This window comes from Bradyrhizobium sp. BRP56, from assembly GCF_020194035.1.
Taxonomy (GTDB): domain Bacteria; phylum Pseudomonadota; class Alphaproteobacteria; order Rhizobiales; family Xanthobacteraceae; genus Bradyrhizobium; species Bradyrhizobium australafricanum.
The window spans coordinates 23,823-45,079 of the sequence record NZ_JADYVV010000038.1 but is presented as its reverse complement, the minus strand read 5'-3'; the positions used below and the strand labels follow the sequence as shown (position 1 = coordinate 45,079).

The 21,257-nt window shown below is 65.1% G+C and carries 18 protein-coding genes; 10 read left to right on the top strand and 8 right to left on the bottom strand.

Annotated features, from left to right (window positions below):
* Position 1: 1 nt before the first annotated feature.
* Complete coding sequence (locus tag I6F38_RS25130; RefSeq protein ID WP_225162221.1) at positions 2-601, bottom strand: DUF1080 domain-containing protein; 600 nt, start codon at positions 599-601, stop codon at positions 2-4.
* Positions 602-853: 252 nt separating this feature from the next.
* Here I6F38_RS25130 and I6F38_RS25125 point away from each other — a divergent pair, with 252 nt between their 5' ends.
* The 3 genes from I6F38_RS25125 to I6F38_RS25115 all read left to right on the top strand — a co-directional run bounded on the left by I6F38_RS25125 (position 854) and on the right by I6F38_RS25115 (position 2,001).
* A complete protein-coding gene (locus tag I6F38_RS25125; RefSeq protein ID WP_225162220.1) occupies positions 854-1,291 on the top strand; it encodes a cupin domain-containing protein in 438 nt (145 codons plus the stop codon).
* 72 nt (positions 1,292-1,363) lie between these two features.
* A complete protein-coding gene (locus I6F38_RS25120; RefSeq protein WP_057015458.1) occupies positions 1,364-1,603 on the top strand; it encodes a DUF2171 domain-containing protein in 240 nt (79 codons plus the stop codon).
* Positions 1,604-1,659: 56 nt separating this feature from the next.
* A complete protein-coding gene (locus I6F38_RS25115) occupies positions 1,660-2,001 on the top strand; it encodes a hypothetical protein (RefSeq protein ID WP_225162219.1) in 342 nt (113 codons plus the stop codon).
* Here the strand turns inward: I6F38_RS25115 and I6F38_RS25110 are convergent.
* Entirely contained in the window at positions 1,975-6,090 is a 4,116-nt protein-coding gene (locus I6F38_RS25110) for a GAF domain-containing protein (protein WP_225162218.1), read from the bottom strand. The genes I6F38_RS25115 and I6F38_RS25110 overlap by 27 nt on opposite strands.
* A gap of 403 nt (positions 6,091-6,493) precedes the next feature.
* On the opposite strand from I6F38_RS25110, the gene I6F38_RS25105 reads away from it, so the two are divergent.
* From I6F38_RS25105 to I6F38_RS25090, 4 genes are all read left to right on the top strand, one after another.
* Positions 6,494-7,546: an Ldh family oxidoreductase gene (locus tag I6F38_RS25105; protein WP_225162217.1), complete on the top strand. Its 1,053-nt coding sequence runs from the start codon at positions 6,494-6,496 to the stop codon at positions 7,544-7,546.
* A gap of 24 nt (positions 7,547-7,570) precedes the next feature.
* Positions 7,571-8,935: an LLM class flavin-dependent oxidoreductase gene (locus I6F38_RS25100; protein WP_225162216.1), complete on the top strand. Its 1,365-nt coding sequence runs from the start codon at positions 7,571-7,573 to the stop codon at positions 8,933-8,935.
* Between the two features lie 12 nt (positions 8,936-8,947).
* A complete protein-coding gene (locus I6F38_RS25095; protein ID WP_225162215.1) occupies positions 8,948-9,631 on the top strand; it encodes a fumarylacetoacetate hydrolase family protein in 684 nt (227 codons plus the stop codon).
* Between the two features lie 180 nt (positions 9,632-9,811).
* Positions 9,812-10,867, top strand: a complete 1,056-nt coding sequence (locus I6F38_RS25090; RefSeq protein ID WP_225162214.1) for a serine hydrolase domain-containing protein — start codon at positions 9,812-9,814, stop codon at positions 10,865-10,867.
* 54 nt (positions 10,868-10,921) lie between these two features.
* On the opposite strand, the gene I6F38_RS25085 is transcribed toward I6F38_RS25090, so the two are convergent.
* On the bottom strand, positions 10,922-11,842 hold the full coding sequence (locus I6F38_RS25085) for a LysR family transcriptional regulator (protein ID WP_225162213.1): 921 nt from the start codon (positions 11,840-11,842) through the stop codon (positions 10,922-10,924).
* A gap of 192 nt (positions 11,843-12,034) precedes the next feature.
* Between I6F38_RS25085 and I6F38_RS25080 the strand changes: the two genes are divergently transcribed.
* Together I6F38_RS25080 and I6F38_RS25075 are read left to right on the top strand one after the other, a co-directional pair.
* On the top strand, positions 12,035-12,388 hold the full coding sequence (locus I6F38_RS25080; RefSeq protein WP_225162212.1) for a hypothetical protein: 354 nt from the start codon (positions 12,035-12,037) through the stop codon (positions 12,386-12,388).
* Positions 12,389-12,445: 57 nt separating this feature from the next.
* Complete coding sequence (locus tag I6F38_RS25075) at positions 12,446-12,946, top strand: hypothetical protein (protein WP_225162211.1); 501 nt, start codon at positions 12,446-12,448, stop codon at positions 12,944-12,946.
* Between the two features lie 308 nt (positions 12,947-13,254).
* Here I6F38_RS25075 and I6F38_RS25070 read toward each other — a convergent pair whose 3' ends face one another.
* The gene (locus I6F38_RS25070; RefSeq protein WP_028341140.1) at positions 13,255-13,710 is read right to left on the bottom strand and encodes an Lrp/AsnC family transcriptional regulator; all 456 of its coding nucleotides are present in this window, start codon (positions 13,708-13,710) and stop codon (positions 13,255-13,257) included.
* A 157-nt stretch (positions 13,711-13,867) separates the two neighbouring features.
* Here I6F38_RS25070 and I6F38_RS25065 point away from each other — a divergent pair, with 157 nt between their 5' ends.
* A complete protein-coding gene (locus I6F38_RS25065; protein ID WP_225162210.1) occupies positions 13,868-17,344 on the top strand; it encodes an indolepyruvate ferredoxin oxidoreductase family protein in 3,477 nt (1,158 codons plus the stop codon).
* Here the strand turns inward: I6F38_RS25065 and I6F38_RS25060 are convergent.
* The 4 genes from I6F38_RS25060 to I6F38_RS25045 form a co-directional block, all read right to left on the bottom strand.
* Positions 17,315-18,805: a sodium:solute symporter family protein gene (locus tag I6F38_RS25060; protein WP_225162209.1), complete on the bottom strand. Its 1,491-nt coding sequence runs from the start codon at positions 18,803-18,805 to the stop codon at positions 17,315-17,317. The genes I6F38_RS25065 and I6F38_RS25060 overlap by 30 nt on opposite strands.
* 11 nt (positions 18,806-18,816) lie before the next feature.
* Entirely contained in the window at positions 18,817-19,002 is a 186-nt protein-coding gene (locus I6F38_RS25055; protein ID WP_038384255.1) for a DUF3311 domain-containing protein, read from the bottom strand.
* A gap of 145 nt (positions 19,003-19,147) precedes the next feature.
* Positions 19,148-20,119: a tripartite tricarboxylate transporter substrate binding protein gene (locus I6F38_RS25050; RefSeq protein ID WP_225162208.1), complete on the bottom strand. Its 972-nt coding sequence runs from the start codon at positions 20,117-20,119 to the stop codon at positions 19,148-19,150.
* Positions 20,120-20,305: 186 nt separating this feature from the next.
* A complete protein-coding gene (locus tag I6F38_RS25045; protein ID WP_050385174.1) occupies positions 20,306-21,217 on the bottom strand; it encodes a LysR family transcriptional regulator in 912 nt (303 codons plus the stop codon).
* Positions 21,218-21,257: the final 40 nt, after the last annotated feature.

The following is a 21,257-nucleotide window of genomic DNA, read 5'->3' as shown; positions in this document are numbered from 1 at the left end:
GTCAGAGCGGCTTGATCTGCACCTTGCGGAACTTGACCACGCCCGAACCATACTGGAGCGCGATATAGCCGTTGGCGTGCTTGGAATCCTGGGCGTCGACGGTCTTCTGGCCGTTCAGCGTCACGACGAAATGCGGCCCCTGCGCCGTGATCTCGTAGACGTTCCATTTGCCGGCCGCCTTCGGCATCGGATCGACCTTGCCGACGTCGACAATCGCGCCGGTGCCGTAGGTCGGGTCCGGCCGCTTGTCGAAGATGTTGACCTCGTAGCAGACCTTGGAGTCGATCACCTTGTTGCTTTCGCAGCGGATGAAGATGCCGCTGTTGGCATCCTCGTCGGTCCAGAACTCCGCCCTGATCTGGAAATCCTTGTATTGGTTTTTGCTGACGAGATAGGAGAGATCCTTGCCGTCGAGCTTGTCGGCGACCAGCGCGCCGTCCTTCATCGCCCAATTGGCCTTGCCGACCTCGTCCCAGTCACCCTTCTTGGAGCTGTCGAGCAGCGTGACCCAGCCGTCGTCCCCCGAGGCGGCGGTGGAAAATTGCAGCGCGGCCGCACCGATCACAAATCCCGCCGCCAGTATCGACAGATGCTTCTTCAAGGTTATCCTCCCGTCTTTTGGTTGGCGCGCAACCTATCATCGTCTGCGGCGGCGTAAATGCTTTTTCATATTGCAACTGCGTTGTGTCACGGATCGTTGCCGCAATCCTGAGATCAGACATGCACGGCGGCGTCTTGCCGGGCGGAAGCGAGGACGACTAGCATCGCGCGACGTACGGGCGCGGCAGTCGCCCGAGTAATCCGATCTGGGAGCATACCGATGACGGCGTCGAACCGACCTTGGCGATATCTGATGATGCCGTTGGCTTTTGCCGCGACGCTGAGCGTCAGCTCCGCAGCCGAGCTCAATCCGGCTGCCGTGACCTACAAGCTGCCGGATCAGATTCCCTGGAGCCCGGTCGATGCGCGCGGCGCGCAGAATGCGGTCGTGGTCGGCGATCCCGCGAAGCCCGGCTTCTACATGGTCTACACCAAATGGACCAAGGGCAATCACTTCAGCCGTCCGCATTTCCATCCCAACGACCGCTACATCGTGGTGCTCAAGGGCACCTGGTGGGTGGGCTCGGGTCCGAAATTCGATCCCGATCACGGCACCGTGGCGATGCCGGCCGGCAGCTTCGTCACCCATTTCGGCAAGCAGGTGCACTGGGACGGCGCCAAGGACGAGGACGCCGTGCTGCTGATCATGGGCGAAGGCCCGGCCACCGCGACCGAGGTCGAACAGAAGTAGCCGGAACCGGCTAGCAACCTTTGCATCCAGACGGCGTTTCATCCCCTCATCATCATGACGAGGAAATGACGCATGGCAAACGCCGCTGATATTCGGGAACATATGGATGTGATCTCGTCGGACAAGAAAACGGTCGGCAAGGTCGACCACATGGAAGGCACCGACCAGATCAAGCTGACCAAGCAAAGCTCGCCTGACGGTCAGCACCATCACTTCATTCCGCTGTCCTGGGTCGACCATGTCGACCAGCACGTCCACCTCAACAAATCGGGCTCCGACGTGACGGCGCATTGGCAGCACGGCCGTCAATAGCCGCGTTGCGCGGGGTGGGAGCGATGCTATCATCCCGGCCCAAGGAAGGGCCTTCGATGCATCCCGCCGCCAAGCTGCAATTTGCCCGCATCGTCGACGAGTTCGCGCGCTGGCGCGTCATTCCGGAACCGGAACGGCCGCCCGCGCCGGCCTGGTGGTGGGGGCCGGCATTCGAGATGCGCGATGCCGCCGAACCGCTGCCATCCGCCTGGAGCCGCCAGCTCCGCCTGCCCGACGGCGCGAGTTTTGCGGAAGCTGCCCTTGTGTTGCGCCAGACCTTGGCCGGCCAGGACATCCTGCCGTGGCCCTATGATTTCTCGCGCAAGGTCGCATCAACCGATTCCGATGTTCGCGACCTGCCCGTGCAGCCGTCAGACGACAGCGCGTTTCCGCCCTAGATCCGGCCCGGCCTCGCTGGTCGCCTCGCCATCCAGCGACGGCTGCAACGGCGGCGACGCCTCTGCCTGCGACGGCTTCAACAATTCGGCGAGATCGCGCGGCGGCAGCGGCCGGCTGAACAGGAAGCCCTGCATCTCGTCGCAGGCATGGGCGCGCAGGAATTCCTGCTGCTCGGAGGTCTCGACGCCCTCGGCGACGATGGTCATGCCAAGCGCCTTGCCCATCGAGATGATCGCCTGCGCGATCGCGACGTCCTCGGAATCATTGGGCAGGTCGCGCACGAAAGAGCGGTCGATCTTGATGGTGTCGATCGGGAACTGCTTCATCAGCGACATCGATGAATAGCCGGTGCCGAAATCGTCGATCGCCAGCCGAATGCCGCGATTCTGGATCGCGTCGAGCACGCGCACCGCACGCGTCACGTTGCGCATCACCATGCTCTCGGTGACCTCGAGCTGGAGCAACGCCGGCGACATGCCGCTCTCCTCCAGCGCCGCGTCGATGTCGTCGAGCAAGTTCGGATCGCCGAACTGCCGCGGTGAAAGGTTGACCGCCATCGTCACGGCCCTGAGGCCGCGGCGCTGCCACGCCATGTTCTGCCCGCAGGCTTCCTTCAGCACCCAGCGGCCGATCGGCACGATCAGGCCGGTTTCCTCGGCAAGCGGAATGAACTGCCCCGGCGATACCTTGCCAAGCTCGGGATGGGTCCAGCGCAGCAGCGCCTCGACACCGCTGATCTGCCCGCTCGCCATATCCACCTTGGGCTGATAGTCGAGCGAGAATTGCTTGCGCTCCAGCGCGCGGCGCAATGCGCTCTCCATCGTCAGGCGCTCGATCGACTGCGCCCTGATCTCGTTGGAGAAGAAGCGGAAGCCGTTCTTGCCGTCTTCCTTGGCGAGATACATCGCCATGTCGGCATTCTTGGTCAGCGTCTGCACGTCCGAGCCATCGGCCGGATACATCGCGATGCCGATCGAGGCCGTGGTGTGGCACTCATGCCCACTGAGCTGCAGCGGCTGGCTGAGCGAAACCAGAAGATTGCCGGCAATGCGCTCGACGTCGTCGCGTTCGGCGGTTTCCTCGAGGATGACCACGAACTCGTCGCCGCCGAGCCGCGCCACCACGTCGCTCGCGCGCAACGATCCACGCAGCCGATCGGCGATCGCCACCAGCAGCATGTCGCCTGCGTCGTGGCCGAGCGAATCGTTGATCACCTTGAAGCGGTCGAGATCGATGAACAGCACCGCGAGCTGCCGGCGATGGCGATCCGCCGCCGAGATCGCGTGATGCAGCATCTCGTTGAACGTCTCGCGGTTGGGCAGATTGGTCAGGCTGTCGTGCGAGGCAAGATATTCGATGCGCTCGTCGGCCTTGTGTTTCTCATCGGCGCGATCGAAGCTCTCGAGCGCGAACGCCAGATTGTCGGCAAGGCGCTGCAGCAATTCGGCGAACTCCGGCGTGAACGTGTCCTTGTCGATCGCGACGAAGATCATGACCCCGACCACCTGCCCGCTGACAACAAGCGGAAACGAGGCGCTGGACTGCGTTCCATCGAGCCGCGCGCGCTCATGGAAAGCGGCGGTCTCGGGATCGGCAAAATAGTCGTTGATGATGCACGCCTTGCCGGAGCGGAACGCCCGACCGCAGGCGCCGCGCCCCTCGGGGTGCGCCTCGCTGGTCGAGAGCGTCACCTGGCGCGCGCCCTCCGCCGCCGGCCCCGCAATCGCGACGATCCGCAGATAGTCGCTTCCGGTCTGCGCCAGCGCGATCGTAGTCGAGGTGAACTTGCCGCCGGTCGCCGCCGCCGCGCAGACCAGTCGATACAATTCTGCGCGGGACTTCGCCCGCATGATCGCCTCATTGGTCGCGCTCAGCGCCGCGAACATCCGCGACAGCCGCTCCTTCTGCTCGTCGTCCCGCGCCTTCTCGTCGGCGCGATCGAAATTGGCAAGCGCGAACGACACGTTCTCGGCAAGCCGCTGCAACAGCGCCATCATCTCCGGGCTGAAGGTGCCGAACTCGCTGGAGAGAAACACTAGCGCGCCGATCGCCTCGCCGTTCTTGAGCAGCGGCAGGGCTGCGCCCGATTTGCTGCCGCTGTCGCGCACGGCCGGATAGACGTGCGATTCGGGGCCGAAATCGCTGAGATAGTCGTTGCTGATGCAGGGCCTGCGCGTGCGGATCGCAACGCCGGTCAGCGTCTGTCCCTCCGGACGCGTCGCGTCGGCCGACAGCTGAACCTCTCGGGCCCGCACCCGGTCGGGGCCCGAGGCGGCCACATTGTCCAGGAAGACCTCGCCCGGGCGCACCAGCCTGATCGTGGCCGAGACGAACTGGCCGCCGACCGCCGCGGCATCGCAGACCAGATCGAACAGTTCGCTGCGGGATTTCGCCCGCATGATCGCCTCGTTGGTCGCGCTCAGCGCCGCGAACATCCGCCGCAGCCGCTCCTTCTGCTCCTCGGTCCGCGCCTTCTCGTCGGCACGGTCGAAGCTGCCGAGCGCATAGGAGACGTTGTCGGCGAGCCGCTGCAGCAGCTCGGCGAATTCAGCCGAGAAGGTGTTGCGCTTGGCGGAGATGAACAGCATCACGCCGACCGGCTCGTCGTCGACGATCAACGGGAACGCCGCGCCCGATCGCGCATCCTCGCGGTCGATGACGTCCCGGAACGGATTGTTGGCGACGTCGCCCAGAAAATCGTTGTTGATGCAGGCGCGCCGCGAGCGGAACGCCCGGCCGCAGACGCCGCGCCCTTCGGGGCGAGCCTCGCTGCGCGAGACGTTGAGGCGGCGCGCATTTGCCGCGGTAGGCCCCGCGACCGCCATCATCTCCAGGAAATCGTCGCCGGGCTTCGCGATCAGGATGCTGGTGGAGTTGAACCCGCCGCCATGCGCCGCCGCCGCGCAGACCAGCTCGAACATCTCGAGCCGCGACCTCGCGCGCATGATCGCCTCGTTGGTCGCGCTCAGCGCCGCGAACATCCGCGACAGCCGCTCGCGCTCGGCGTCGGCCTTGGCCTTTTCGGTGGCACGGCCGAAATTGTCGAGCGCGACCGAGACATTCTCGGCGATCCCCGCGAGCAGCGCGATGATCTCCTGGTCACGCGCCCAGGAATTGCCGGTGAAGAAGATCAGGACGCCGACGCTCTTGCCGAACCGGGTGAGCGGCAGCGCCACGCAGGCCATCAGGCCGCTGCCGCCGATCGGCATATGCGACGGGCTCATCGATATCGGGATGTCGTGCTCGACGCAGGGCCGCTGGGTCCGGAACGCCTCGCCGCAAATCCCCTTGCCGTAGACGTTGTCCGGATCGGTCGAGAAGCGCGTCTGGGTGATCAGGTCGAGCGCCTCGCCGGTGCCGGCGACAGGCTCGAACCAGTGCGTGTCGGGTTCGGCCAGCAGCACCACCGTGGCGAAGGACTTTCCGCTGAAAACCGCGGCATCGCAGACCCGCTGATAGAGATCATGCTCGGTCTTGGCGCGAAGGATCGCCTCGTTGGTTGCGCTGATCGCGCCGAACATGCGGTTGAGCCGGCGCATGGCCCGCTCGCCGCTCTTGCGCGAGGCTTCGTGGTCGAAATTATCGAGCGCGAAGGACACGTTCGCGGCCATGCGCTCCAGCAGCGAAACGGCCTCGTCGCTGAGCGAATTGATCTCGCGCCGCGTCACCATGAAGACGCCGACGCTGCGCCGGTTGCAAACCAGCGGCACCGCGGCGGCCGCCCCGACGCCGGCCGCTGCCGCGCCGCTGCGCCAGGCCGCAGAAACAGCGTCGTTGACATAGTCGTTGCGGACGCAGGCCTTCTGGTCGCGGAACGCGCGGCCGGCCACGCCTTCGCCCTCCGGGGTGTTGGCGATCGCGGAAATGGTGATGCTGCGTAGTCGCGCGACATCGTCGCCGTAGCCAGCCGCGAACCTCAAGAGACCGGTATCCGGCTCCAGCAAAAACACGGTCGCGGCCAGGAAGCTCCCGCTCGAGAACGCGGCTTCGCAGACCTTGCCGTACAATTCTTCTGGTGATTTCGCGTACAGGATCGCTTCGTTGGTGGCACTCAACGCCGCGAAGGTACGCCCGATGCTCGACTGCACGATTCCTGAAGGCCGCGGGGCCAACCCCTCCAATCTGGCGGGGAACATTGCCCGCGAGAGGCCTAAGTGGTGGTTAGCGTATCCGGCAAGTTGCACGACAAAGTAAACGGCTGACGAACGCCGGTTGCGGTTTTCCGGGATATTACGGACACCGGTGTGCCAGCCTGAGGCGGAGGGTGGCGAGGCGCGGATGGACGTCCTGCTCGCGCCGCCCGAGCAGCCAAATTCCGCATCGCGACCGCGCCCGTTCCACTCGGTGAAATCGCGGCGGCGAGCACCCTGCTGGCGGTATGGCCGCTCGGATTTTTCTGCCCTTGCTCGCCCCTCGGCGCTTTGAGAGCATGACGTCGACAACAGCAAGCACGACCCGCGCATCACGCGGGCAGACCGCGAGGAAAATCCCATGCCGATCGTCCAGGCCGACCGTCTCACGCGCATCGGCGCGGCGCTCCTCAAGGGCGCGGGCGCATCGGAGGAGGAGGCCAGCGCAGTCGCCTCCGGCTGCGTCAACGCCAACCTCGCCGGCCACGACTCCCACGGCGTGATCGCAATCCCGACCTATATCGACCGCATCAAGGCCGGCCACATCGTGCCCGGCGCGAAATGGACCATCGTGCAGGAGACCCCGACCACGACCGTGATCGACGGTCATTGGGGCTTCGGCTTCCACGTCAACGCCAAGGCGATGGAGATGACCATCAACAAGGCGAAGACCGCCAATGTCGCGGCCTGCACCGTGTTCCGCCAAAGCCACGTCGGACGGCTGGCGCACTACCCGATGATGGCGATGCGCGAGGGCATGATCGGGATTGCGGCCGCCGATTCCGGCCGCTCGCCGAAGCACGTGGCGCCGTTCGGCGGCCGCGAGGCCCGGCTCGGCACCAACCCGCTCTCGATCGCGGTGCCCTCCGACCTCGAGGCGCCATTCTACCTGGATATGGCGACCTCGGCGGTCGCCGCCGGCAAGATCCAGCTCGCGGTGGCGCGCGGCGAGAGCATCCCGAAGGGCTGGATCATCGATGCCGAGGGGCGCGACACCACTGACCCGAAAGACTACCGCAAGGGCGGCGCGCTGCTGCCGCTCGGCGGCAGCGAAGGCTACAAGGGCTCGGGCCTTGCCGCGATGGTCGAGGTGCTGTGCGGCCTCCTGACCGGGCTCGGCTTCGGCGTCGAGCCGACCGGCCGACACAACGACGGCTGCTTCATGGCGGTGTTCAACGTCGCCGCATTCCGTCCGCTCAAGGACTTCAGGAAGGAAGTCGCCGACTTCGCCCGCTATTTGAAATCGACGCCGCCCTCGGAAGGGAGCCGCGGCGTGTTCTATCCGGGCGAGATCGAATATCTGCGCGAGCAGCAGCGGCGCAAGGACGGCATCGAGATCGAGGATGCGACCTGGGACAAGCTCAAGGCGCTCGCCGCCGATTACAAGCTCACCGATGAGCTCGACCTTCGCTGATAGTTGCGGACACAGGAGAACGACATGACACGGCAAATGGCGCTGGTTGGCTTTTTGCAGGCGCAGAACTGCACCAATCTGCCGAGCTCCTGGCGCCATCCGGAATCGCGCGACGATTCGATGTCGGCGGACTACTATCAGGAGATCGCGCGCATCCTGGAGCGCGGCAAGTTCCACATGGCGTTCTTCGACGATCGCCTCGCAATGCCCGATCGCTACGGCAACGATCACGCCCACACCGTCGAATACGGCATCCGCTGCGTGAAGATGGACCCGATCGTGGTGCTGACCACGATGGGCATGGTCACCACCAAGCTCGGCCTCGCCTCGACCGCCTCCACCACCTATTTCGAGCCGTTCGACGTCGCCCGCCGCTTCGCCACGCTCGACCTGATGACGGGTGGCCGCGCCGCCTGGAACGTGGTGACGTCGGTCAATGACGGCGAAGCGCTCAATATGGGCCGCGAGCAGCATCTCGAGCACGATCACCGCTATGACCGCGCCGACGAGTTCATGGAGGTGGTGCTCGGCCACTGGGATGCCTGGGAAGACGGTTCGCTGCTGATCGACAAGACAAGCGGCCGTTTCGCCGATCCGACCAAGGTGAAGCGGCTCGACCACAAGGGCCCGTTCTTCACCTCGCGCGGCCCGTTCACGGTGCCGCGCTCGGCGCAGGGCCATCCCGTCGTGATCCAGGCCGGCGCCTCCGGCCGCGGCCAGCGCTTTGCCGGGCGCTGGGGCGAGGTGATCTTCACCGCGGCGCGCAACCTCGCCAATGCCAAGCAGGGCTATGACGCGATCCGCGGCGAAGCCGCCAAGGCCGGGCGCGATCCCGACCAGATGTTCCTCTGCAATCTGATCACCCCGGTCACCGGCGCGACCAAGGCCGAGGCCGAGGACCGGATGGCGGTGATCCAGAAGCTGCCGCTCGAGATCGACGCGTTGTCGCTGCTCGCCGAAGGCCTCAATTTCGATTTCGGCGCCAAACCGATCGACGAGCCGCTAACCACCGAGGAGTTGCAGGGCATGCAAGGCATGCTCGGCATCCGCGACGGCGTGCTGCGTACCTCCGGCAAGAGCAATCCCTCGACCCGCGACTTCATCACTTTCTCCGGCCGCGGCCAAGTGCAGGACGCGATGGTCGGCGGCCCGAAGGAGATCGCCGACCGGCTGGAGGAGATGTTTGTCAATCGCGGCTGCGACGGCTTCGTCGTCGCGGCGAGCTACGTGCCGGGCTCCTATGCCGACTTCGTCAACCACGTGGTGCCCGAACTGCAGAAGCGCGGGCTGTTCCACGAGGATTACGCCGGCACGACGCTGCGCGAGAATCTCGGGCTGAAGCGCCCGGCCGCGGGCGCCTGGAAGACCCGCGCGCAGGCCGCGGAATAGAGGGACATCATCATGCGCTGGCTGAAATTCACCGCCGCAGGCACGACTTCCTGGGGCCTCGTCGAGGGCGACACCGTCACGGCCGTCAACGGCGATCCGTTCGGCGAATGGAGCAAGACGTCGAAGACGCATGCGTTGAAGGACGTCAAGATCGAGCTGCCGCTGATCCCGCGCACCTTCTACTGCGTCGGGCTGAATTATTTGAAACACCTCAAGGAAGCCGCCGACAAGGCCGGCATCGTGCCGAACGTTCCCGATCGTCCCGAGATCGGCTACCGCGCGCAGAACGCGCTGATCGCCCATGACGAGAACGTCGTGATCCCCGCGAGCGCGACCGAGAAGATCCATTACGAGGGCGAGCTCGTCGTCGTGATCGGCAAGAAAGCCAAACATCTGACCGAAGCCAACGCGATGGACTGCGTGTTCGGCTACACCATCGGCAACGACGTCTCGGAACGCAGCTGGCAGAAGGCGGATCGCGGACTGTGGCGTGCCAAGAATGCCGACACCTTCAAGCCGATGGGCCCGTGGATCGAGACCGATGTCGACCTCGACCGCATGGAGACCGCGATCCGCGTCAACGGCAAGGAGACCGGCCGCTTCCACACCAACGAGATGATCTTCGGCATCGTCCCGTTCCTCGTCGAGCTGACCAAATACTTCACGCACGTGATCACACAGCCGTTCGCATCGTGACAACACAGGGCGAAGCGCAATAAGGTCCGCGCGCACTCATCAGACAAGTCAGCCATGCCACTTTCACGCCGAACGTTGCTTCAGGGCTCCCTGCTATCGGCCGCAGGGATCGTTTGCGGGCCGTCGACCGCCCTTGCCGAGCTGCCCGCGGAGCTTCCGACGTCGGAGCAACGCAAGCAGATGGCTGACCTGGCCGCCGACTTCATGAAGGACTACGATGTACCGGGTCTTTCGATCGCGATCGCAATCAAGGGAAAGCCGGCTTATGTCGAGGCGTTCGGGGTTGCGGATCGGGAGACCGGCGAAGCATTGACCCCGCAACACCGCTTCCGGATCGCGAGCATATCGAAGCCTGTGACCTCGACCGGGATCTTCACCCTGATCGAGGCCGGCAAATTGCGGCTCGGCGACTATGTGTTCGGCGCAAGCTCCATTCTCGGCAAGGACTATCCGACGACACCCACGCTGCCAAGCTTGATGCCACCCGGCTCGTCTCGCTCCCATGTCGAGCAGATCACGGTCGAGCATCTCTTGACCCACACCACCGGGACCTGGGGAAACCAGTCTCGCGATCCGATGTTCATGAACCAGAACCTGAAGCATCGCGAACTGATCGGCTGGACGCTGGAGCATATGCCGCTCACCAGTCCGCCAGGCGAAGCCTATGCCTATTCGAACTTCGGCTATTGCATCCTCGGCCGCGTGATCGAAAAGCTGAGCGGCCAGAGCTACGAGCAATACATCAAGGACGCCGTCCTGAAGCGATGCGGCATCACCGACATGCAGATTGCCGGCAATACGCTGAGCGAGCGCGCAAGCAACGAAGTGAAATACTACAGCCAGACCGGCGATCCGTACCGGATGAACGTCGCCCGGATGGATTCGCACGGCGGCTGGATTGCGACGCCGGGCGATTTGACGACGCTGTTCGTCCATATCGACGGCTTCAAGGACACTGAGCAGCTGCTGACCGACGACAGCCTCCGCGTCATGAGCACCCCCAGCGCCATCAACCCCCGCTACGCCAAGGGCCTGTTCGTCACCGCGAACAACAATTGGTGGCACAGCGGCCTGCTGGACGGAACGACAACGATCTCGGTGCGAACCAGCGGCGACTTCTGCTGGTCGGCGTTCACCAACACCAGATCGCGGGAAGGCATGACCCGCGCCCTCGACCTGCTGGTCTGGCACATGGTCAAGACGGTGCCTGACTGGCATCCTCAGAAGCGCGCCTAGACCCTCCCGTCATTTCGAGATGACCTGAACGAGCAATGCAAATCCGGGCTCTCCTCACCGTCCAGCCCGCGGCCTGCTCTTCACGTGATCGATGAAGGCGCGCAGCTTCGGCATGATCTGGCGGTGGCCGGGATAGTAGAGGAACACGCCCGGCGTCGTCGGCGCAAATGGCTCCAGCACGCGGACAAGCTTCTTCTCCTTCACCGCGCCTGATATCAGCGGCGCGGGGACTTGCGCGAGGCCCACGCCTTCGATGGCGGCGCCGACCAGCGTCGGAAAATCATGGCCGATGAAGGATCCCGACACGGCAAGCTCGATCGAACGGCCATTGTCGTTCAGCGACCACGGCGCGAGCCCTCCGTTCGACCGCCGGAGCCGCAGGCACGCGTGCGCGCGCAGATCGTCCGGACGCTTGGGGCGGCCGCGGCGCGCGAGATAGTCCGGACTGCCGACGATGGCGAACGGGAACGGCTTGGTCAGTCGTACCGCGACCATGTCCGGATTGATGAACTGGCCCATCCGGATGCCGGCATCGAAGCCGCCGGCGGCGAGGTCGACCAGTTCCTCGCTGGCGGCGAGCTCGACCTCGATCTCGGGATAGGCCTTGCAGAACGAGGCGATCAGCGGCTCCAGCAGGATCGGCACCACCGAGCGCGGCACGGTGAGACGCAACAGCCCCGCAGGCTTCTGCCCGAGCTCGCGCGCCGCCCCGCTCGCCGCGACCAGCTCCTCGAATGCCGGTCTTGCGCGCGCCAGAAACCGTTCGCCGGCATCGGTCAGCCCGACGCTGCGGGTGGTGCGGATGAACAGCACCGCGCCGAGGCGCGCCTCGAGGGCGCGCACCGCCTGGCTGATCGCTGACGGCGTGACGCCGAGCTCGGCCGCCGCGCGGCGAAAACTGCGGTGCTGGGCGACGGCCAGGAATGCCTCGACGCCGTCGAGCGCGCCCTGCCGGACTGTGAAGTTCTGCTTCATGGCCCGTGAACATTATCGCGAATAGTCGCTCGCGGAAAGCCGTCTTACATCGGAGCCACAAGCAGCGGCAACGCGACGCGCGCTGCTCCACGCAACATCACGACACCCGTCGTGAGCGGAGACCTGCGACCGATGCGAACAATCCGTCACACAATCCTGGCTCTCACCCTCACTCTGACAGGCACCACTTCCATGACCGCTCCCTCCTTTGCCCAAGCTCAAGCACAAGCCCAAGCCACCTCCACCGTCACCACCGGCGTGATGGTCATCCTCACTGCGAAAGCCGGCGTCACCCGCGATCAGGTGATGGCCGTGATGCCGGACGAAATCCGGCAGACCGTGCAGCTCTATCTCAACGGCAAGATTCGCGAATGGTATTCGCGCTCCGACGGGCGCGGCGTGGTCTTCCTGCTCGACACCAAGGATGCATCCGAGGCGCACGCGATCATGGAGGGCCTGCCGCTGTCCAAGCTCGATCTGATGGATCACGAGTACATCGGGGTCGGCCCGCTGCTGCCGCTCCGCCTGCTCGTCGCCAAGCCCTGAGCGTCAGGGTCCTGAACGCAAGCCAGCCGAACCGACCGACAACAAGGGAATCCGCCGATGCCCCCGGGCTTCAATCTTCCATTCGTCCTCAGCGTCGCCGGCGCGTTTCTGACAAGTGCTGTCGTCGCCGTCACCTATGTCTGGCCGGCGCTCCGCGCGATGCCGCGTGACAACGCGCTCCGGCTGCTCGCAGCGTTCCATGCGTTCAGGTTCCTGGGCATGAACTTCATGGTGGCCGGGTTCGTGTCGCCGCAGTTGAGCGCGGATTTCGCAAGCGAGGTCGGATGGGGCGATCTCGTCGCCGCCGTTCTCGCTCTGCTTGCGATGGCGGCGCTGTCCTGGCGGTGGGCGATCGCGATTCCGATCGTCTGGCTGTTCAACATCTGGGGCACGCTGGACCTTCTCAACGCCTATTACAACGGCGTGAAGATCGGCGATCCCGGCCTGTTCGGCGCCGGCATCTACATCCCGGCGCTCTATGTGCCGCTGCTGCTGGTCAGCCATGTCATGGTGTTCATGATTCTGTTGAAGACCAAGTCGACAGAACAGGCAGCATGACCCGTATCCTCGTAGGATGGGTAGAGCGCAGCGAAACCCATCAAGTCCAACCCGCGGAACCATGATGGGTTTCGCTTCGCTCTACCCATCCTACCGACTACTTCGACCGTCATCCCCGCGCAAAGGCTTCGCCTTTGTCGCTGGAGGCGCGAGCCTTGCGGCGCACTTGCGCCGCTGGGCGAGCCTCGAAGGATACACGGCCCGGCTGGTGGCCGTTCGCCCTTCGAGACGGCCGCTACGCGGCCTCCTCAGGGTGACGGGACAAAATTGAGCGCGCGGCCCCATCATCGTCGTCAGACCACATCACTTCAAAACGGCAACGCAACGCCGGTCTTGATTTCCTTCAGGATCACGTTGGTGCGGACGTGGCGGATGCCGGGGATCCGGAACATGAACTCGTCCAAGAATCTATTGTAGGCGTCCATGTCGCGCACCACGACGCGCAGGTGATAATCGGCGTCGCCGGTGGTCGCGAAGCATTCCAGCACTTCGCGGCGCTTCATCACCCGCGCGACGAACTCGTCGACGAACTTCACGTCGTGCCGCTCGAGCGAGACGTGCAGGATCGCCGAGGTCGCAAAGCCGGCGCGCTCGCGCGCCACCAGCGCCGAATAGCCCGAGATGACCCCGGACTCTTCCAGCGCACGGACCCGGCGCCAGCACGCCGAGGTCGACATCCCGACGGTTTCCGCAAGCTGCTGGTTGGTGGCGCGGCCGTCCTTCTGCAGTTCGGCGAGGATTTTCTCGTCCTGTTCTTCGACCATTGCGAGGCCCTCGATTTGGTAGATTCTACCGAATGACATCACCTACAGCAATATCCTGCCGATTTTTCACTGATGAATGAATGGATAGGTAAGACCTACCAGGCCCACAGGCATAGCCTAGTCGGATCAGACATCGCGATTCCCGGAGGGGGCAGTCATGGGCCAGATGCCGTTGCTCGACGCCTACCAGCTGTCCGAGCGCTACAGCCGCGACCGCGGCCGCGTCTTCCTCACCGGTACGCAGGCGATCGTCCGCATCGTGCTCGACCGGGCGCGACGCGACCGCGCGGCCGGGCTCAACACCGCGGGCTTCATCTCCGGCTATCGCGGCTCGCCGCTCGGCGGCGTCGATCTCGAACTCTGGAAGATCGGCGAGCAGCTCAAGGACAGCCGCATCGAATTCCTGCCCGCGGTCAATGAGGACCTCGCGGCGACCGCGGTGCTCGGCTCGCAGCAGGTCGAGACGCAGAGGGATCGCGAGGTCGATGGCGTGTTCGCCCTGTGGTACGGCAAGGGCCCCGGCGTCGACCGCTCCGGCGATGCGCTGAAGCATGGCAATGCCTACGGCTCCTCGCCGCATGGCGGCGTGCTGGTCGTCGCCGGCGACGATCATGGCTGCGTGTCGTCCTCGATGCCGCACCAGTCCGACGTCGCCTTCATGAGCTGGTTCATGCCGACGCTGCATCCGGCCGATGTCGGCGAATATCTCGCCTTCGGCGAATATGGCTACGCGCTGAGCCGGTTCTCCGGCATGTGGGTCGGCTTCAAGGCCATCTCGGAGATCGTGGAATCCGGCGCCTCGGTCGAGCTGCGGCCGCCGCGCCGTTTCGTGCAGCCGGATTTCGTGCCGCCGGCCGGCGGCCTGCATTATCGCTGGCCGGATCTGCCGGGCCCGCAGATCGAGGAACGGCTGGAGGCGAAGAAGCACGCGGTCTACGCCTTTGCGAAAGCCAATCCGATCGACCGCCACATCTACGACATCAAGGGAGCGAGCTACGGCATCGTCACCACGGGCAAGGCGCATCTCGATTTGATGGAGGCGCTGCGGCTGGTCGGGCTGGATGAAGCCGCCTGCCGCCGCTTCGGCATCGACATCTACAAGGTCGGCATGGTGTGGCCGCTGGCGCTGCACGATGCGATGGAATTCGTGAAGGGCAAGCGCGAGATCCTCGTGGTCGAGGAGAAACGCGGCATCATCGAGAGCCAGTTCAAGGAGTATTTCTACGACTATCCCGGCGCCAAGCCGGAGCGGATGGTCGGCAAGCATGACGAGAGCGGCGCGCGGCTGATCTCCTGGACCGGCGAATTGTCGCCGCGCATGCTCGCCGACGTGCTGGCGCGCCGGCTCGACCCGATGTTTCCGGAGCTGCAACTCGCCCGCCGCGTCGCCGCGCTGGTGCCCGAACAGGACCGCATGATCGCGGTGCCGGGCGCGACGCGCACGCCGTATTTCTGCTCGGGCTGCCCGCATAACACCTCGACGAAAGTGCCCGAGGGCTCCAAGGCACTGGCCGGCATCGGCTGCCACTTCATGGCAAGCTGGATGGACCGCGAGACCTCGTCGCTGATCCAGATGGGCGGCGAAGGCGTCAACTGGGCGGCGTCGTCGAAATTCACCGGCAACAGCCACGTGTTCCAGAATCTCGGCGAAGGCACCTATTATCACTCCGGCTCGATGGCGATCCGGCAGGCGATCGCCGCGAAAGCCAACATCACCTACAAGATCCTGTTCAACGATGCGGTGGCGATGACCGGCGGCCAACCGGTCGACGGCCCGGTTAGCGTGCAGGCGATCGCGCACTCCGTCCGCGCCGAGGGCGTCGCGCGGATCGCGCTGGTCTCCGACGATCCTGCGCATTTCTCGCCGGCCGATCTGCCCGTGGGCGTCACCATCCATCCGCGCGAGGCGATGGACACCGTGCAGCGCGAGCTGCGCGCAATTCCCGGCGTCACCGTGCTGATCTATCAGCAGACCTGCGCCACCGAGAAGCGGCGGCGGCGCAAGCGCGGCACGATCGAGGATCCCGCGCGCTTCGCCTTCATCAACGACCTCGTCTGCGAGGGTTGCGGCGACTGCTCGGTGGAATCCAACTGCCTCAGCGTCGAGCCGAAGGAGACGCCGTTCGGCCGCAAGCGCCGGATCAACCTCTCGACCTGCAACAAGGATTTCTCCTGCCTCAACGGCTTCTGCCCGAGCTTCGTCACCATCGAGGGCGGCAAGCGGCGGGCGAAGAGCGCGAGCGCAATCGATCCGCTGACGCGTGCAGCCGCGCTGCCGGCGCCGGAGCTTGCGGGACTGGAGCGGCCCTATGATCTCCTTGTCACCGGCGTCGGCGGCACCGGCGTCATCACGGTCGGCGCATTGATCGCAATGGCCGCGCATCTCGAGGGCCACGGGGTCTCTGTGCTCGACTTCACCGGTTTTGCGCAGAAGTTCGGCCCCGTGCTGAGCTATCTGCGGCTGGCGGTTACGCCCGACGCGCTGCATCAGGTGCGGATCGACCAGGGCGCGGCTGACGCGCTGATCGGTTGCGACCTCGTGGTGAGCTCGTCGGCAAAAGCATCCGGCACCTATCGCAAGGGAATGCGCGCCGCGGTCAATATCGCCGAGATGCCGACCGGCGACGTAGTGCGCTTTCGCGATGCCGACCTCGCCTCGCCGGTTCGCTTGCGCGCGATCGAGCGGGTGATCGGGTCGGGCAACCTCACCATGATCGACGCCAACGCGCTGGCCGAGCGGCTACTCGGCGACAGCGTCTTTGCCAACATCATGATGCTCGGCTTCGCCTGGCAGCAGGGCCTGGTGCCGGTCTCGCTGGAGGCGCTGACGCGCGCGATCGAATTGAACGCCGTCGCCATCGAGCGCAACAGGCAGGCGCTGGCCTGGGGCCGGATCGCCTTCGCCGATCCGGAGTTCTTGCCGAAGGCCGACGGCGCTGCGGCCGATGTGCCCGAAACGCTGGAGCAGATGATCGCGCGGCGCGCCGATTTCCTCAGGGCGTATCAGGACGAGGCCTATGCCGCGCGCTATCGGGCGACAATCGACCGCGTGCGTCGCGCCGAAGTGGCGCTCGGCAGCGAGACCTTGACCGACGCCGTGGCCCGGTCGCTGTTCAAGCTGATGGCCTACAAGGACGAATATGAGGTGGCGCGGCTGCATATGCAGTCGGGCTTCCTCGACGAGCTCAGCCAAGAATTCGACGGCGACTTCACGGTGCAATATCACCTTGCGCCGCCATTCCTCCCAGCGCGACGCGATGCACGGGGACGGCCGAGGAAGCGCGCATTCGGGCAGTGGATCCAGACGCCGCTGCGGTTGCTCGCCGGCCTGAGAGGGCTGCGCGGCACGCCCTTCGACCTGTTCGGTTACACCGCGGAGCGCCGCACCGAGCGCGCGTTGATCACCTGGTATGAGGCGCTGATCGAGACCATGCTCGGCAAGCTCGACAAGGCACGGCTGCCCGATCTCGTCGCGCTGGCAAAGGCGCCGATGGAGATCCGCGGCTATGGGCCGGTGAAGGACGCCGCGATCGAAAAGACCAGGGCGGAGGTCGCGCGGCTCACCGCACGACTTGCCTCCGCGCCGTCAGACCAAGGCGACGGCTCAGGCCGCCGCGCGGCGCTTGGCGGGTGATATCAGGCCGACTACGACGGTCGCGAGCACCGCCACGACGATGTTGAGCAGCAGCGCACCGAGGCCGACATAGAAGCTGTAGCTGGCATCGCCGAGCGAGATGCTGGCGAGCGGCTTCAGCCCGTTGCTCCACGCGGTATATGTGCCCCAGCCGATGCCGACCGCCCAGCCGAGCAGCAGCCCTTCGGCACGGAACCAAACGGTGAACAGCCCGAACACCAGCGCCGGCAGGGTCTGCACGATCCAGAGGCCGCCGAGCAGTTGCAGGTCGAGCGCATATTGCGTCGGCAGGAACAGGATGAAGGCGAGCGCACCGACCTTGACCACCAGCGATGTGATCTTCGCCACCGACGCCTCACCGGCGTGCGAGATGTCCGGATTGACGTAGGACTTCCAGACATTACGGGTGAACAGATTGGCGGCACCGATGCTCATCACCGCCGCCGGCACCAGCGCGCCGATCGCGATCGCCGAAAACGCAAAGCCCGCGAACCATTCCGGGAACAGCGTCTTGAACAGCATCGGCACCACGTCGTTCGGCGAAGTCACCTTGATGCCGGCGGCATAGGCCATGTAGCCGAGCAGCGCGATCAGGCCGAGCAGCAGCGTATAGGCCGGCAGCAGGATCGCATTCTTGCGGATGGTATCCGCCGACTTCGAGGCGAAGATGCCGGTCAGCGTGTGCGGATACATGAAGGCGGCGAGCGCCGAGCCCAGCGCCAGCGTTGCATAGGGCAGATACTGTCCGGGCTTCAACGTTAGGCCGGTGGCGCCGCCCTTCGCCGTGAAGGCGTCGTTGGCGGCCGAGAACACCGCGCCGTAGCCGCCGAGCTTCGCGGGCACCACGACCACGGCGGCCAGCACCACGATGTAGATCATGATGTCCTTGACGAAGGCGATCAGCGCCGGCGCGCGCAGGCCGGAGCTATAGGTATAGAGCGCGAGGATCACGAAGGCGGCGATGATCGGCAGTTCGCCGGATAGCCCCATCGCCTTGATCACGACCTCCATGCCGATCAGCTGCAACGCGATGTAGGGCATGGTCGCGACCAGGCCGGTCAGCGCCACCGCGAGCTCGAGCGCGCGCGAGCCATAGGCGCCGTGGACGACATCGGCGGCGGTGACGTAGCCGTTCGCATGCGCCTTCTTCCACAGCACCGGCATGACCGCGAACACGAAGGGATAGACGATGATGGTGTAGGGCAGCGCGAAGAAGCCATAGGCGCCGACCGCATAGACCAGCGCCGGCACCGCGATCACGGTGTAGGCGGTGTAGAAATCGCCGCCGACCAGGAACCAGGTGATCCAGGTGCCGAACTGGCGGCCGCCGAGGCCCCATTCGTCGAGATGCTCGCTGACCGGGCCGGATTTCCAGCGCGCCGCGAAGAAGCCCATCACGGTGACGAGCGCGAAGAAGAAGATGAAGACGCAGAGCGCCACCCAGGCGATGTGATCGGTCATGGTGTCTCCCCTCACCGCGGCTCGTCGGCATCGGGCCGGCGACTGCGATAGACCAGCCAGATCAAGAGCGAGGAGATCGGCACCCAGGCGAGTTGGTACCAGTAGAAGAAGGGAAAGCCGAACAGGGAAGGCTCGACGAAATTATAGAACGGCACCCACAGCAAGCCGATGAACGGCAGCAGCAACAGAATCCACATGGCCTACTCTTCAACACAAGACACAGCTCAAGGCGGGAGGTTCCGCTGATCATGGCAACGATCCAGGAACCGGTCCGTTGCGTCTAGAATCACGGTTACGGCAATGCGACGCAAAAAGATGTGATCGTCACCTGGCGCATGCCGCCTATTCGGCCTTGATGCCCGCGTCCTTTATCACCTTGCGCCAGCGCACCTCCTCGCCGGCAAAGTAGCGGTCGAGCTCGGCCGGAGGAGAGGCCACCATCACGAGGCCCTCATTGACGCTGAGCTTCTTGAAGGCCTCCGCCTGCACGGCCTTGGCCGCCGACCTGTTGAGGCGGTCGATGATGTCGGGCGGCGTATTCGCCGGCGCGTAAAGGCCGTACCAGGATTCGGCGACATAGCCGGAGGCGCCAGCTTCCGACACCGTCGGCAATTGCGGGAACGCGGGCGAGCGTTCGGCTGACGTCACTCCGATCGCGCGCAGCTGCCCGGCCTCGACCAGCGAGGCGCAGCTTGCCACCGTGGTGAACATCACCTGAATCTGGCCGCCCATCAGGTCGGTGATGGCAGGCGCCGCGCCCTTGTAGGGAACGGTGGTGAGATTGACCCCGGCCATGTGCTTGAACAGTTCGCCGGCGAGATGCGCCGAGGTGCCGGTGCCATAGGTGCCGTAGGACAGCTTCTGCGGATCGGCCTTCGCGGCCGCGATCAGATCGGCAATCGACTTGATCGGCGAAGCGGGATTGACCACGACGACGTTGAACGAGCGCGCCACCAGCGCCACGGGCGCGAAATCCTTGTGCGCGTCATAAGGCAGCTTGCTGTAGAGGCTCGGATTGACCGCGTTGGCGAAGGTCGCCATCAGCAGCGTGTAGCCGTCGGCTGGACTCGTCGCGACGCTCTGCGTGCCGATGATGGTGCCGGCGCCCGGCTTGTTCTCGATGATCACGGTGACGCCGAGATCCTTTTGCATCTCCTGCGCCAGCGTCCGCGCCACGACATCGGTGCCGCCGCCGGGCGCGAACGGCACCACGATCTTGACGATGTGGTCGGGATAGGCGGCGCGCGCAGGCAGTTGCAGCAGCAGGTTTGCTGCGATCGCGAACAGGAGTGATGCGAGAAGACGAAGCGGCATGACGGACCCCGGCAGTGAGGCGATCTTCATACACGCAACGGCTATGCAACGGCTGCCGGGTGGTCATGACGCGGAAGGAACGTCGCACTATTAGTCCCGTCATCCCCGCGCAAAGGCTTCGCCTTTGCGCGGGGATGACGGTGATAAAGGGCGCACGCGTGCCATCATCGCAAGCGCCCGCGCCGCTCACGAGTACGGATTGATCAGCTTCTGCTGCTCGGTGGCGTGACGGACCAGCAGGTCGATGAAGGTGCGGACCTTCGCCGAGAGATGATGGCGGTGCGGATAGACCGCGTTCATGGTGAGCTCGACCGGCCGGTATTCGGGCAGCAGGCGCACCAGTTGTCCCGACTCCAGCTCGTCGCGGACCAGGAAGCCGGCCGCGAGGAAGACGCCGACGCCGGCCAGTGCCGCGAGCTTCAGGGTTTCGCCGCTGTTGGAAATCAAATTTCCGGAGACTCGCACTGCGGCCGGCGTGCCCTTGCGGTCGGCGAAGCGCCACTCGTCGCCATAGGGATAGTTGGCGTGGCGCATGCAGTTGCGCGCGGAGAGATCGGCCAGCAGCGTTGGCTTGCCGTGCTGTTCGATATAGCCGTGCGAGCAGCACAGCACGTGGCGCCAGGTCGCGATGGTGCGCACGATCAGGCTGGAGTCCGGCGGCGGCACCATGCGCACCGCGAGATCGTAATTCTCGTCGATCAGATCGGCATTGCGCTCGCCGATCGTGAGATCGACCTTGACCTCGGGATAGGTGGCGAGGAACTCGGCCACCGCGGGCGACAGGAACTGGACGAGATGGGTGTTGGTGAAGATGCGCAGCGTGCCGCGCGGCACCGATTGCTGCGCGCCCGCGATGTCGTCGGCCTGCTCGATGTCGGCGAGGATCTGGACGCAGCGGTCGTAATAGGCTTGGCCGACCTCGGTGAGGCTGACCTTGCGCGTGGTGCGGTTGAGCAGCCGGGCGCCGAGCCGGTCCTCCAGCGACTGCACGTGGTTGCTCACCATGGTGGTGGACATGTTGAGCTTGCGGCCGGCCGCGGAGAAGCCGCCGGTGTCCACGACCCGGACGAAGGCGGTCAGGCTGGTCAGGCGATCCATGCGGCAAGGTCCGGATTATCAGCGCTGGCTTGATAATGCT